The following is a 14,173-nucleotide window of genomic DNA, read 5'->3' as shown; positions in this document are numbered from 1 at the left end:
TGGGTCCATCTTGCCCTAAACCTGGGAAAACCCTTAAAGTTACAGGGAACTATTGAGAGAGGGCTGTTCCTCTCTTGACAGGATTGTTACTGGATTGGCAGGCAAGACCTGAGTGGCTCAACACCATAGCGGTAATGTAGCTTCCGGCGCGTAGCCGGTGGCCACGTTGCATCGCTGTACCCGTGCGGGGTGTCCGTCCCGACCGTCGGTTGAGAGTACTCGGGTCTTTTGTGTTTTTTGGAGTTTTTCCGCGTGTTGCGCGGCTGTTTCTCTTGGACCGCCTGGCCGTCTGGTTTGTATCCTGCGCATAGACTTTGACCGTATATCTAAGGAAGTATCGTGAACAACCGCGAACTTGGCAAGAAGATTCTTGAGGGCCTGGGTGGCCCTGAGAACGTCTCGCACATGACGCACTGCGCGACCCGCCTTCGTGTTACTCCTGTGTCTAATGACGCAGTGCAGAACGAGAAGATTAAGTCCCTGCCCGGCGTGCTCACCGTGATTGAGCAGTCCGGTCAGACTCAGGTGGTGCTGGGTGACCGCGTTGAGGCTGTGTACAACGAGATTACTGCACTGCCCTCCATGTCGAAGCAGGCTGAGAGCGAGGCTCCGGCGGAGGCTAATGGCAAGAAGACCAACTGGATTAACAACGTCTTTGACGTTCTGTCTGACTCTTTCCGTCCTCTGCTGTGGGCTCTGCTGGGTACCTCGATGGTTCTGACCCTGATTGTGTTCTTGCAGCAGCTGGGTTTCTTCGGCCAGTACACTGACTTAACCGGTCAGACCGTGAACATCGACATCATTAACGGTGCTCGCCTGGCTGATGATAAAGCCGCTACCGCTCTGAACAACCAGTGGATGCAGCAGTTTGCTTTCTGGTACATCCTGAAGGCTGCTTCGCTGTCTGTTCTGAACTTCATGCCTATCATGCTGGGTGCTACCGCGGCTAAGCGTCTGGGCGCGAACATGTGGGTTGGTGCGGCTATCCCGGCTGCACTGATGACCGGTACCTTCACCGATCTGACTGCTCTGGCTGATAAGACCACTAAGATTCTAAATGTTCCGTTCTTCGGTCTGGACTTGCCGCTGTACGCGTTCAGCTACACCGGTCAGGTTTTCCCGCCGCTGCTGGCTGTTGCTCTGTTGGCTCCGTTGGAGCGCTTCTTGAAGAAGGTTATTCCTGCGATGCTGCAGATGGTGTTCGTGCCGATGATTTCGGTGATGATTCTGGTTCCGTTGACCGCGTTCCTGGTGGGCCCCATCGGTATCGGTGTGGCTATGTCGATTTCTGACTTCCTGAAGATGATTAACGACCATGCTCCCGGTGTGGTGGGTGCTCTGATTGCTGGCCTGTACCTGTTCATGGTTCCGCTGGGTCTGCACTGGCCGCTGAACGCTGTCATGATTAACAACCTGCAGACCATGGGCACTGACTTCATTCAGTCTCCGATGGGTGCGTACAACTTCGCTGTGTTCGGTGTTGTGACCGGTGTGGCTATTAAGGCTAAGCGTGACCGTGAGTTGCGTCAGACTGCTGTTGGTGCGTCGATGTCCGGTCTGCTCGGTGGTATTTCTGAGCCGTCCCTGTACGGTGTTGTGCTCCGTTACAAGCGTGTGATTCCGAGCATTCTGGTTCCTGCTGTTATTGGTGGCGCTACCATTTCCTTCCTGGGTGTTAAGTCCTACGCGTTTGCGTTTACTTCGTTGCTGTCAATTCCGGCTATGCAGCCTTCTCAGCTGTATGTGATTGGTCTGGCGATTGCGTTCTTTGGTGCGATGACTAGTGTTCTGATTTTCGGTTATGAGTCGAAGGCTGATGCTGTTAAGCACGCCGCTCAGCGCGCGAAGGAAGAGGCTGTGGAGGCCGCTGTTGAGGCTGCTGAGAAGAAGGTGGAGGAGGCTGAGGCTCCTAAGGCTGAGGCTGCTACTCCTGCCGCTACCGCTGCTGCTCCCGCCGCTGGTGAGGTCATTGAGCTGCACGCCCCGATTGAGGGTACCGCTGTTGCTCTGTCTGAGGTTCCGGACCCGATTTTCGCTGCTGGTAAGCTGGGCCAGGGTGTGGCGATTGAGCCGACCGGTACTACTGTTGTTGCTCCGGCAGCCGGTAAGGTTGCTGCGACCTACCCCTCGGGCCACGCTGTTGGTCTGAAGCTGGAGAACGGCGTTGAGCTGCTGATTCACGTTGGTTTGGATACCGTGAACCTGGATGGTAAGGGCTTCAGCGTGAAGGTCGCTAAGGGCGATGTTGTTGCTGCTGGCGACGCTCTGATTGAGTTTGATCCTGAGGTTATCAAGGAGGCGGGTTACCCGCTGATCACCCCGGTGATTGTGACCAACACCCGCAAGTTTGCTGAGGTTAAGGGTCTGCCGGGCGTTGCTCACCAGAACCTGAGCACTGTCCTGAAGGTGACCACCAAGTAGTCCGCTTTCTAAGGCTCTGTAGGGGCCCCACCATGACGGTGGGGTCCCTTTCCTTATGCCCTTATTTCCTTGTGCGCTGATTCTTTGGGCAGGGTTTACTTGGGCGTATGCACTAGCCGGGGGGGGTATTTCTGCTAGTGTGGAAATAAGCTCAATAAGGAAGTTCTCAAGTGATAGCGAGTACGATGATGTCTTCTGATACAAGGGTGCGGGATACCGGGGCGTGGGAAGAGCAGCAAGAAGAGCTACGCGCTCTTTCTCCTTTTCGGCGGCTGATGCGCCAGCTCAACCTTGAGGCACTCATCTACGAGTCCGCGCCGTTCCCGGTTCTACTGCGTAAGCTTTCTGCACTGGTTCCAGCGTGCCTTCTGTGGTGGGTTATCTACGAGCCGTACCGGCTTGCTTCCTCCACCAGCCTCCCCGAAGGCACCCACCCCATTACCTTACTCCCTGGAGCCTGGGGGAACCCCGCTACGGGGGCTTATGGCGGCCTTCCTGACCTGCCGGGCGTCCTCGTACGCTGGGTGCTGTGCATTGCGGCAATGGTGGCTGTCGTTCATCTCTGCCGCGTCAAAGCAAAGGGTCAGAGCTTCACGATTCCTCACGATGCCCGTTCACGGCTGATTGCCCTGATGCAGGCTCTCGGTATTTTCGGTGCGTTTGCGCTGGTCGTCTGGATTGAGTACATGATGACTCCGCTGACCCTCATGTTTGAAACCGTGTACGCGGGCCCCACCGCAGCCTATAGCGGCGACGGCATGATTCCCCTGCACCTGTTCCTGTCATCGTCGTTGAGCGCTATTTTCCTGGGCTATTTTTGCGTGAACATTCTTGCCTCACTGAATATCCCCGGGTACCTGGGCATCCCCGCAATTATTTACGTAGGGGCGCTTCCGTGGGCTCAGACGGAGCGGCACCAGTTCACGTTAGCGCTGGCGTGGGTGATTGCGGTGACACTGGTGAGCTGGCTGGTGCGCGGCATGTGGGGCACTCTACTCGCCTGCGCGGGCTACTCCATGTGGATTGTGCTGGTGGCAACCAGCAGTGATCCTTTTGACCTGTCCGCCAATATGAGCCGTGTGCTCGTAATTTTGGGTTTCCCGCTGGCTTTTATCGTTGCTGGAGGCGGCATTTACCGCATCTTCTACCTGCGGCAGAACCCGAAGCTATTGAGGTACCTGCAGGAGCGTTCCCTGTACCTGGGCGAGTGGTAGTAGCCGGTCATAGGGGCACTCCCCTCCCCCAGTTTTTGTAATTACATACTCCCCAGAAAATGAGCACAGAAACAAAGCATAGAAAAATCCCGGGCACTCTCTCGCGAGAGTACCCGGGATTCTATGTCTTAGAGGACACTTAGAGCATTACCTGAGGCGGTATTACTCCTACCTGTTCTATGCCTGCCAGCCGACGTTGACCCAGTAGTCAGCGCTAGTGTAGCTAGCCTTGAACAGGGACGGGCCGTAGTTTGCGACCTTCGCCTTAGCAGCAACGTACATCGGGCCGTTTGCGTAGGGCAGGTACACGGCAACCTTCTCGTAGTAGAGCTTCTCCGCGTCGTTCGCAATCTTGATGCGCTCGTCTGCGTTCTCGGTGTCCTGCAGCTTCTTGATCAGTGCGTCCACCTCGGGGTCACCGACCTCAAACACCTGAGTGTCGAAGTAGTAGGGTGCGCTGGATGCCATGTCAGGCAGGACGCCCCAGCCGGTGAAGATTGCTTCGTAGCTCTTCTGGCCGACCACAGAGTTAGAGTTTGCCTGAGGCTGGTTGTCAGAGGTCAAACGGATACCTGCCGACTTCAGCTGCTGCTCCAGAATCTGGTAAACCGCCTGATAGACTGCCTCAGAACCGAAGGAGGTCAGGGCGAAACCAGCAGTCTTGCCGTTCTTGGTGTAGTAGTCACCAGACTTGGAGTAACCTGCTGCTTCGAGGAGCTTGGCAGCAGCCTGCGCACCGGTATCGCCTGCGTAGTTGTTCTGGTAACCCTTCTGGAACGGCATAGCAAGCAGGGAGCCAGGCAGCGGCTCAGTCCAACCAAGCTGCGAGAAGTAGGCCTTAGCAATCTGCTCGCGGTCTACTGCTGCGAGGATTGCACGGCGCAGAGCCAGGTCCTCAATACGCTTGGGGTTCAGCTGAATAATGTTGACATTGGTGTTCTGGCCCTGGCGAATCTCGGTTCCTGCCTGGCCCTTCACAGCGTTGTAGCTGGTAGCGCCTAGGAAGCTGAAGGCGTCCAGTTCGCCGTTCTTGAAACCTGCACGGATTGCGTCGGAGTCCATCTGACGCCAGACGATACGATCCAGCAACGGCTTCTCGCCCCACCACTTGTCGTTCTTGACCAGGGTGAGGACCTTCTGCGAAGAGTTCCACTCGCCAATCTTGAAGGGGCCTGCCCAGTACTGGTCGAGGGGCTTGTCAACAAATCCGTCGTTGAAGAGTGCGGTATCCACCAGTGCGGGGTGAATTGCGTAGGCGCACAGACCCTCAGAGGGGTAGTACGGGGTCTTCATAGTGACCTTGACGTGGTAGTTGTCGCCGTCGACTGCCTCAATGCTCTCAACCTGCTGCCACATCGCATTGTCGATGATGTGGTAGGGGTTATCGGAGGCGGCGCTGTAGACCTTCCAGCAAGCCTGCACAGCCTTCACGTCCATGGGAGTGCCGTCGTTGAAGACAGCCTTCGGGTTGATCTTGAAGGTTGCAATCTGCACGCCATTGACGGTTTCGGTCTTGTGCTCGGTGCAGAAGTCGTTGTTGAGGGTACTTTCACCGTCAGGGCTCATGGTGTAGAAGCCCATCACGGCTGCAAGGTTACACGGAGCCAGTGCATCAAGGTTGCTTGCGGTGTAACCGCTCTGAGTCTGCAGGTTGAAGTTCGGGCCAAGCGCAGGAGCTGCCAGGTTAAGGGTGCCGCCCTGCTTCAGAGAGGAACGGTCCTGCTTGTTGACCTGAAGGTTCTTCAGAATGTCTTCGGCACTGTTAGCGGCAGTACCACCGACCTTCTCCTTCGAACCGCCGCAGGCGGCCAGTAGACCAACGGTGCCGAGGGCAACGGTGCCGGTCAGGAGGGCACGGCGGGAGACAGAAAGGCTCGTCATTGAATTCTCCTAGAATATTCGCAGTGTTGCGGAAGGCCTCGCCGCATACGGTGCGCCTCGGGCTTCCTCCGGATGAGGCCTCAACGAGGAGGGCATTCGACCGGGTGTGAGCAGACCGCTCACTTGGTTTTAAGTATATCCTCGCCGCCCCTACCTAAAATGCTGAAAGCGGCGTGCTACAGAGGTTTAATCCTCCTGTAACACGCCGCTGACGCATCCTCACGGATGGTATCTCAGGCGATTATTAGCGCCCGTCCGCTACTTTTCCCAACCGACATTAATCCATACGTTCGGGTTGTAGTAGGGTAGGCCGAAGAGCATCGGGCCGTAGTTTGCCAGGCCCTTACGGCACGCCTTGAAGTTCGGGCCATTGTGGGTGGGCACGTAAATGGCGACCTCGTCCAGGTGGCGCTTCTCCAGCTCGTTCATGAGCTTAAGCTGTTCCTTCGGGTCCTCGGTGGACATCATGGTGGCTGCCAGCGAGTCCAGCTCCTTACCGTGACCGTTGTTGGTCTCGGAGATGTAGAAGTAGTTCGCCGCATCCACCGGGGAGGTGGTGATACCGTAGCCGCCGGTCTTAATCGCGAAGTTCTTGGAGGAGATGATGCTCGACATTTCGGAAGCACCGTGGTTCTCGATGGTCAGCTCGATGCCGACCTCCTTCATCTGCTGCACCAGGAACTGGGCGGTAGAGCTGACGACCGGGTCGCTACCGAAGGTGATGACCGGGTAGGAGGCCTTGGTGCCATCCTTGGCGTAGTAGTCGCCGTTCTTGGTGTAGCCTGCCTCTTCGAGGATCTTGGTGGCGACGTCCTTGCCGAGCTTGGTCGGGTAGTTGTCCTGGTAGCCTTCCTGCATGGGCAGCATGCACATGGAGCCGGGCAGGTTTTCCTTCCATCCGAGCTTCTCGTAGCGCAACTTGAGTAGCTGGTCGCGGTTGAGGGCCGCAACGAATGCGCGGCGGATGGGCAGCGGCACCTTTTCGGGGTTGAGTTCGTAGTTACCCACGCTGAGGGCGCTGCCCTTGCGAATGTCGGTGTTTGCCGCGCCGGAGAGCTCGTTGTAGGAGCTGAGGGTGCTGGCGTCCACGTAGTCGATTTCGCCGTTCTTGTAGGCCGCCTGCTCCGCCTGGGAGCTCATCTCGCGCCAGGTGATGCGCTCGAGAGTGGGCTTCTGGCCCCACCACTTATTGTTGCGGACGACGGTGAGGACCTTGGAGGAGGAGTTCCACTCACCAATCTTGAAGGGTCCTGCCCAGTACTGGTCGAGGGGCTTGTCATTCATGCCGTCGTTGAAGAACTTAACATCGGTGAACGCCGGGTGCAGGAACGAGGTGAAGCTACCTTCAATGGGGTACCAGGGCTTAGACATGGTGACTTTTACGTGGCGGTCGTCGCCGTCCACTGCCTCAACGCTGGCAACCTGTTCCCAGATGGGTGAGGGGGTGATCTGGTAGTCCTTACCCTCTGCGGCGCCGCGGTAGATGGTCTGGTAACTCTTAACAGCGTTCACGTCGATGGGGGTGCCGTCGTTGAAGACCGCCTTGGGGTTGATCTTAAAGGTCACGGTCTGCACGCCGTTGACGGTCTCAGCCTTGTACTCGGTGACGTAGTCTTCATTCATGTGGGACTCGCCGCGGAAGTCAGCGTAGAAGCCGCCGGTGAAGGCGGAGTTGATGGCGGCCTGAATGTTCAGGTTGCCGGCGGTGTAGCCGTTGGTGTTGAGGATGTTGAAGTTGGGGCCGATGCCGTCTGCGCTCAGGCGCAGTTCGCCGCCGTCCTTGAGGGCGGAGCGGTCCTTTTCGTTGTAGGAGACTGCCTTAGAGAGGTCGTCACCCGCGGAGAGCGCGTTGGTTTCGGTCTTGGAGGATTTGCTGCCGCAGGCCGCGAGCAGGCCGACGGTGCCCAGGGCGACGGTGCCGGTGAGCAGGGCGCGGCGGTTGAGGGTGAAAGTGGTCATGGTCTGTCCTTGTCTGAGGACCGGGGTACATACGTGAGGTATCGTACGGACCCCGGTCTGGGATGAGTGTTGAAACGTGGTGCCATTCGTTTGCGTGGAAGGTGGGGGAACACAACCCACCCCACACGTTTGTGATATGAATCTATGATGAAACGCACGTTTGCATTGAGATTAGTATACACACAAAACCCACACGCCATGACCCAACTCATCCTTTACAGGAAAATATTTCACAGAAACCCTTCACCTCTCAGCCTCAACCGCCCCGCCCCCTTAAGCACAAAAGAGTCCCGCGATACCCCACCCATTGGGCGGAATACCGCGGGACTCATACTATCCAAGGCCCCTAGCAGAGCATCCAATGATTCAGAAACTACCCGCTAAGACCTCAAAAAATAGCCTGTGGATTTACTTCTGCCAACCCACATTAGTCCAGCGCTTGGGGTCGGTGTAGCTGGTTGCAAAGAGGGAAGGACCGTAGTTAGCCAGCTTCTCCTTCACAGCTACGTAGCTAGGACCATTGCCGTAGGGGAGGTAAATAGCAACCTTCTCCATGTGCTGCTTCTCAGCCTCAGCAGCCATCTTCAGCTGCTCCTCGTGAGATTCCTTCTCGTAAATAGACGCAATGAACTTATCCAGTTCAGGATCACCCACACCCTCGTTGATTTCGCTGGTGTAGAAGTACTGAACACTATCAGCAGGATCAGCACCGACACCCCAACCGGAGAAGGCACAATCGTACTGCTTAGAGCCCATCACCGAGTTGAACTGAGACTGCGGCTGGTTGTCCTGCTCGAGCTTAATACCCGCTGCCTTGAGCTGCTGCTCGAGGTTCTGGAACTGAGCCAGGGAGGTTGCATCCGAACCGAAGTAGGTGATGGAGAAGCCTGCGGTCTTGCCATCCTTAGCGTAGTAGTCGCCGTTCTTGGAGTAGCCTGCGGCTTCCAGAATCTTTGCCGCTGCTTCAGGACCGGGCTTGGAAGGCATGTTGTCCTGGTAACCCTTCTGGAAGGGCATAGCAATCAGAGAGCCAGTCAGGGGCTCATTCCAGTTAATCTGACCGAACCTGACCTTAGCCAGCTGGGAGCGATCAACCGCCGCGAAAACTGCACGACGCAGGGCGGTGTCGGTCACGCGGGTCGGGTTGAACTGCAGGTTAATCACGCCGAGGCTCTGGCCGGTACGAATCTGGATGCCGGGCTGATCCTTGACGGCATTGTAGGTTGCCAGACCAGCGAAGCTGATGCTGTCCAGCTCGCCGTTCTTGAACGCTGCGCGCTCTGCTTCGTCGCCCATTTCACGCCAGATGATGCGGTCCAGCAGGGGCTTCTCGCCCCACCACTTGTCGTTAGCGACCAGGGTGAGGGTCTTGGCGGAGGAGTTCCACTCGCCCACCTTGAAGGGGCCGGACCAGTACTGATCCATGGGCTTGTTCACGAAGCCGTTGTTAAAGAGCTCCTTGTCGGTCAATGCGGGGTGCAGACCGAGCAGACCGAGGGTTTGAGCGGGATACAGGGGCTTGGACATGACAATCTTGACGCGGGTCTTGTCGCCATCCACGGGGTCGATGGAGGCCACCTGCTGCCAGAAGGGAGTGGCGGTGACGTTGTAGCCGTCATTAGGGTTGCGGTAGACGGTCCACGCGGCGCGGATTGCTTCAATATCAACGGGGGTGCCGTCATTGAAGACAGCCTTAGGGTTGAGCTTATAGGTAATCGTCTGAACGCCATCGACGGTCTCTGCCTTGTAATCGGAGACATAGTCATCATTGAGGCTGTATTCGCCAGCAGGGCTCAGGGAGGTAAAGCCGATAGCGGAGGGGATGTTGCAGGCACCGCCGAATGCGGCAAGGTTTTCGGTGGTGTAGCCACTCTGGGTCAGGATGTTGAAGTTCGGGCCGATTGCGGAGACGCTACCGCGGAACTCGCCTCCCTGCTTGAGGGCGGAGCGGTCCTGCTTGTTGATTTCGAGATTCTTGACGATGTCCTCGGTGCTTGAAGCAGCCTTACCGCTAATCTTCTTGTCCGAACCGCCGCCGCCGCAGGCAGCCAACAGACCGACGGTACCCAGGGCAACGGTGCCAGTGAGCAGGGCACGGCGATTAATCTGTAGGTGAGTCATGATGTTCTCCTCATGCCGGGGGGCCTCAACGGCGCATTAGGGCTTTGAACACCCCTGCCGTTCTACAGGCGAAGGTGACGAGGCCTCGCCCGCATCATCCTTTGATGTGAGAGCCCCCACATATTTTGTGGTCGAAACACAGTATACTCGCAAAATACGCGGTCCAAGACATATTTTTACGCACGAGCAAGACAAGTAACGCATAAAAATACTTTATGACCCATACGCACCTCTGACTTTTCGGGGCCCACGGGCATAAAAATTTATGAGCAAAACTTTATACCACTACCATCAACAAGCGTGTCATCTCATCAGCCAAGAAAAAGGACGAGTTTCAAACGCTTTGAGATAGGATTCAGACCACAAATTAAACCAAAACGCCCTCCACCCACAGAAAGCTCCCCGCCTCCACCACGACACTGCGAAACATAGTGGAAACGGGGAGCAGGTACTACAGGAGGCTACTCCATCCAGCCGACCGTGCTCCAGTCGATGGTCCTGAAGAGGGACGGGCCGTAGTTAGCCAGCTTCGGGCGGCATGCTTCGAAGTTCGGACCATTGAGGAAGGGGATGAAGAGGCAAACCTCGCTCATGTGCTTCTTCTCAATCTCGTTGCACTTCTCTGCGCGCTTGGCATCATCGAGAATGGTAACCATCTCTTCAACCATCGCATCAATTTCCGGGGTACCGACGCCATTCCAGTTCTTAGAGTGGTAGAAGTACTCCGCTGCACTGGTCGGCTCGGAGCTCACACCGAAGCCCGAAATGCTCACGTCGTACTCACGGTTACCAACAACCTTCGAGAATTCCGACTGCGCACGCGAATCGAGCTCAAAGTTAATGCCGACCTCCTTCATGCTCTGAATGAAGGTCTGTGCCTGGCCCTTGGTGGTTGCGTCATCGCCGAAGGTGGTCAGCTTCAGGGTGATGGTCTTGCCGTCCTTTGCGTAGTAGTCGCCGGACTTGGTGTAGCCTGCCTTCTCCAGGACCTTGCGCGCTTCTTCCGGGTTACGTGCCGGGTAGTTGTCGCGGTAGTACTGGGAGGAGCTCATCAACAGCATCGAACCGGGCACCTGTTCTTCATAGGGAAGGCCCTGGAAGCGAATCTTTGCGAGGGCACCGCGGTCGATACCCAGGAAGATTGCCTTACGCACGGCAGCATCAGTGATGTGCTGTGCGTTCAGGTTCATGCCGCCGGCGAAGAGGCGGTGGCCGCGGCGGATTTCGGAGTTGGAGGCATCCTTCATTTCGTTGTAGGCGCTGAGGGTACGTGCCTCAACAACGTCCAGCTCGCCGTTCTTGTAGGCAGCACGTGCCGCAGTATCCGCCATTTCGCGCACAATGATGCGATCCAGCTTGGGCTTGTCGCCCCACCACTTGCTATTGGGTACAGCCGTGAAGGTCTTCTCGGAGGAGTTCCAGCCATTAGGTGCCAGGGTGAAGGGGCCGCAACCAAGCTCGGGGTGGGGGTTGTCAACGAAGCCCTCATTAAAGAGGGTGACGTCGAGCATTGCCGGGTGCAGGATACCACCGAAGAGCAGGCCCTTGACGGGGTTGTGCGCAGTCTTGAAGACGACGCGTGCGTGGTAGCGATCGCCATCGATTGCTTCGACGCTTTCGATGTATTCGTAGATGCCCGCTGCACCGATCTTGTATTCGCCGTCGGGATCACGCTGAATCTGCCAGGTGGCTTTGAGCGCATCGATGTCGATGGGGGTGCCGTCATTGAAGACAGCCTTGGGGTTCAGGCGGACCTCTGCGGTAATCTTGCCGTCGACTTCCTTGACGTCGAAGTCGAGGCAGTAGTTGGGGTCGAGCTCGTCTTCACCCTTGTAGGTGCTCCGCCAGATACCGGCACCGGCGATAACGCCCATAGTATCGGAGACGGACATGCTGGAGCCATTCTGGGAGAAGCGGTTGAAGTCCGGGCCAAGAGAGTAGGTGCTCAGGTTCAGGGTGCCGCCCTGCTTGAGCTTGGAGCGGTCCTGCTCGTTGATTTCATACAGGGGCGTCTCGGAGGCCTTGTGCTCAACCTTGGAGGAAGAGGAGCCGCAAGCGCTGAGTGCGCCCGCAGCGGCGAGGGCACCCGCACCGCCGAGCAACACACGGCGGCTCAGCACGGGGTTGAATTCGAGGGGAGAGGGGGTGGGATGGGGGCTCATGGTGGGCTCCTTGTGGGTGTGGACTGCGCTGATGCAGTGTTTGCAGTGTAGAGTGGGTGGCTCGCGTGCTCTAGAGGCGGGGTTTCCGCTTACAGGAGCGCCTGCTATCTGCGGTGATGGAACGGGCAGGTGAAGCCGTGCAAAATAATGTGACTCAAATCTATGCCTTAAGCCACATTTAATATTTTTAGTAGTGTACACCACATACATTATCGCGTGTACACAACACGATATATTTTCTTAATTTTTTAGGTCCGCGTCGCTCACACTGCCGCCTCCAACAGACCCCTCCCCCACCTCCACGCCCCCCCCGAAGCAGGCAGGTAGCAGACACAACAAAGCGGGCCGAATGTGCGCATACACATTCGACCCGCTCATAGGGCAGAGCCGTTTAGGAGTTCATCCAACCCACGGCAGTCCAGTCGGTCGACTTGTAAAGACTCGGGCCGTAGTTAGCCAGGGTCTTCTTGACCATCATGAAATCCGGACCGTTCGTAATGGTACCCAGGAATGCAAACTCAGCCATGTGCTTCTTCTCAATCTCGTTACAAGCGAGGTTACGAGCCTTATCATCCTCCATGACAGTCATGGCATCAATCAGAGCGTCAATCTCCTTGCTACCATTACCATCATTATTTTCAGAGTAGTAGAACTGCTTCGTAGCCTCGGTAGCGTCCGGGGTAGAGACACCGTAGCCGCTGAAGGAAATATCGTAGTCCCAGTTGCCCAGCACGCTAGCAAACTCACTATCTGCACGCTGGTCGATGCGGATTTCAATACCGACATCCTTCATCTGCTGAGTGAAGGTCTGGGCCTTACCCTTGGTAGTCGGGTCGTCACCAAAGACCACCACAGCACAGCTAGCCTTCTGACCGTCCTTCTCGTAGTAATCGCCCTTCTTGGCGTAACCGGCGGCTTCCAGAATCTTCTGAGCCCCCGAAACACTATTGTTCGGGGTCGGGTAGTTGTCCTGGTAGTAGGGCGAGAACGGCATGTGAATCATCGAGCCAGGAATCGATTCTTCATATGGCAAACCCTGGAACTGAATCTTGGCAAGTGCCTCACGATTCACACCGGCAAAGATTGCCTTACGCAGGGCTGCATCCTTGACACGGCGGGGATTAATATCCAGACCACCGGCGTAGAGACGGGTGCCCTTACGCAGTTCAGCACCAGCAACACTCTTAACCTCCGTGTACGAGGCGGAAGTGTTAGCACCAATGGCGTCGATTTCGTCATTCTTGAAAGCAGCACGTGCAGCGCTGGACTCCATCTGAGTGAAGACAATCTTCTCAAGCAGAGGCTTAGTACCCCACCACTTATCACTGGGTACAACACTGAAGGTCTTCGCGGTGGAGTCCCAACCCTTGTCGGCGAGAGTGAAGGGTCCAGCCCAGTATTCAGGGTGAGGATTGTCGACGAAGCCATTATTGAAGAGCTCGACATCTTCCAGCGCGGGGTGCAGAATCTCGGAGAAGAGGCTCTGCAGCGGGTAGTAGGGCTTGGAGAAAGTGACGGTTGCACTATAGTCGTCTTCGCCCTTTTCTACGGATTCAACGAATTCGTAAATACCACTGGAGACGATGTTGTACCCGTTATCCAAGCTCTTGAAGATATTCCAGGTGGACTGAAGAGCCTTGTAGTTAATGGGGGTGCCATCGTTGAAGACAGCCTTGGGGTTGAGCTTGATGGCAACCTGAATCTTGTCGTCCTTCTTGCTGTGCTCAAAGGAGACAGCAAAGTCGGTGTTCAGCTTGTAGGTACCGTCAAAGTCGAGGTTCCACATGCCAGCCTGACCGATAGTGCTCATCACATTGACGTTATCGCCAGTGTTACCACTCTGAGTGTAGACATTGAAGTTCGGGCCAATGGAGCCGGAGGGGAGGCGCAGAGTGCCGCCCTTCTTCAGGCTGTTTACATCCTGGGCGTTGATGTTGTATAGGTCCTTGATGTTTGCCCCTGCACCTGCAGCCTTGGTCTTTTCGGCGCTAGCGCTACCGTTACCACAGGCGCTAAGCAGGCCCACAGCACCCAGAGCCGCAGTACCGCCAATCAGGGCGCGGCGGCTGAAGCTATTCTTAGTCGCTTCGTGGCTACTCGCGGTATATGCGGTGTTCGCGGTCATGGGATGGCTTCTTTCTTTTGCTCTGGTTAGGCCCGAAGCCTAACAACTCGTACGTTACTGATTATTTATGCAATAGCTTGCATAACTTTGTATGACTCTACTGTAGCGCATGTTCAGAGCAAAGACCAGGAATTTTCACAAAAATTCTTAATATTTATCGTATTTTTTGAATATTCATACAATGCATACGCTGCTTTTGTGCGAATTTTTCAGTTTTATAGCGGATAGCTATACCACCCATCCCCTACTTCTCCCCTCACACCGGCATACAGACAGACCCGTAAAGCCTC

General features: G+C 56.2%; 7 protein-coding genes. 2 read left to right on the top strand and 5 right to left on the bottom strand.

From position 1 onward, the window contains the following. Positions 1–339 precede the first annotated feature (339 nt). Together JX292_RS06365 and JX292_RS06360 are read left to right on the top strand one after the other, a co-directional pair. Positions 340–2,421, top strand: a complete 2,082-nt coding sequence (locus JX292_RS06365; protein ID WP_204862695.1) for a glucose PTS transporter subunit IIA — start codon at positions 340–342, stop codon at positions 2,419–2,421. Between the two features lie 275 nt (positions 2,422–2,696). Further along, positions 2,697–3,635 carry a dihydrodipicolinate synthase gene (locus JX292_RS06360; RefSeq protein WP_239653674.1) on the top strand — a complete coding sequence of 313 codons (939 nt, stop codon included), beginning with the start codon at positions 2,697–2,699 and terminating at the stop codon, positions 3,633–3,635. 177 nt (positions 3,636–3,812) lie between these two features. Here JX292_RS06360 and JX292_RS06355 read toward each other — a convergent pair whose 3' ends face one another. From JX292_RS06355 to JX292_RS06335, 5 genes are all read right to left on the bottom strand, one after another. Beyond that, positions 3,813–5,516 carry an ABC transporter family substrate-binding protein gene (locus tag JX292_RS06355; RefSeq protein WP_204862693.1) on the bottom strand — a complete coding sequence of 568 codons (1,704 nt, stop codon included), beginning with the start codon at positions 5,514–5,516 and terminating at the stop codon, positions 3,813–3,815. Positions 5,517–5,774: 258 nt separating this feature from the next. Further along, on the bottom strand, positions 5,775–7,475 hold the full coding sequence (locus JX292_RS06350; protein ID WP_204862691.1) for an ABC transporter family substrate-binding protein: 1,701 nt from the start codon (positions 7,473–7,475) through the stop codon (positions 5,775–5,777). Between the two features lie 408 nt (positions 7,476–7,883). Continuing rightward, a complete protein-coding gene (locus tag JX292_RS06345) occupies positions 7,884–9,596 on the bottom strand; it encodes an ABC transporter family substrate-binding protein (protein ID WP_204862689.1) in 1,713 nt (570 codons plus the stop codon). Positions 9,597–10,057: 461 nt separating this feature from the next. After that, on the bottom strand, positions 10,058–11,758 hold the full coding sequence (locus tag JX292_RS06340) for an ABC transporter family substrate-binding protein (RefSeq protein WP_204862687.1): 1,701 nt from the start codon (positions 11,756–11,758) through the stop codon (positions 10,058–10,060). Positions 11,759–12,149: 391 nt separating this feature from the next. After that, complete coding sequence (locus JX292_RS06335) at positions 12,150–13,883, bottom strand: ABC transporter family substrate-binding protein (protein ID WP_204862685.1); 1,734 nt, start codon at positions 13,881–13,883, stop codon at positions 12,150–12,152. Between the last annotated feature and the right edge of the window lie 290 nt (positions 13,884–14,173).

Origin of the sequence: Rothia mucilaginosa (genome assembly GCF_901875305.1) — a bacterium.
GTDB lineage: Bacteria > Actinomycetota > Actinomycetes > Actinomycetales > Micrococcaceae > Rothia.
Note: the sequence above shows the minus strand (reverse complement) of the source record. Positions and strands in the feature narration are given on the sequence as shown.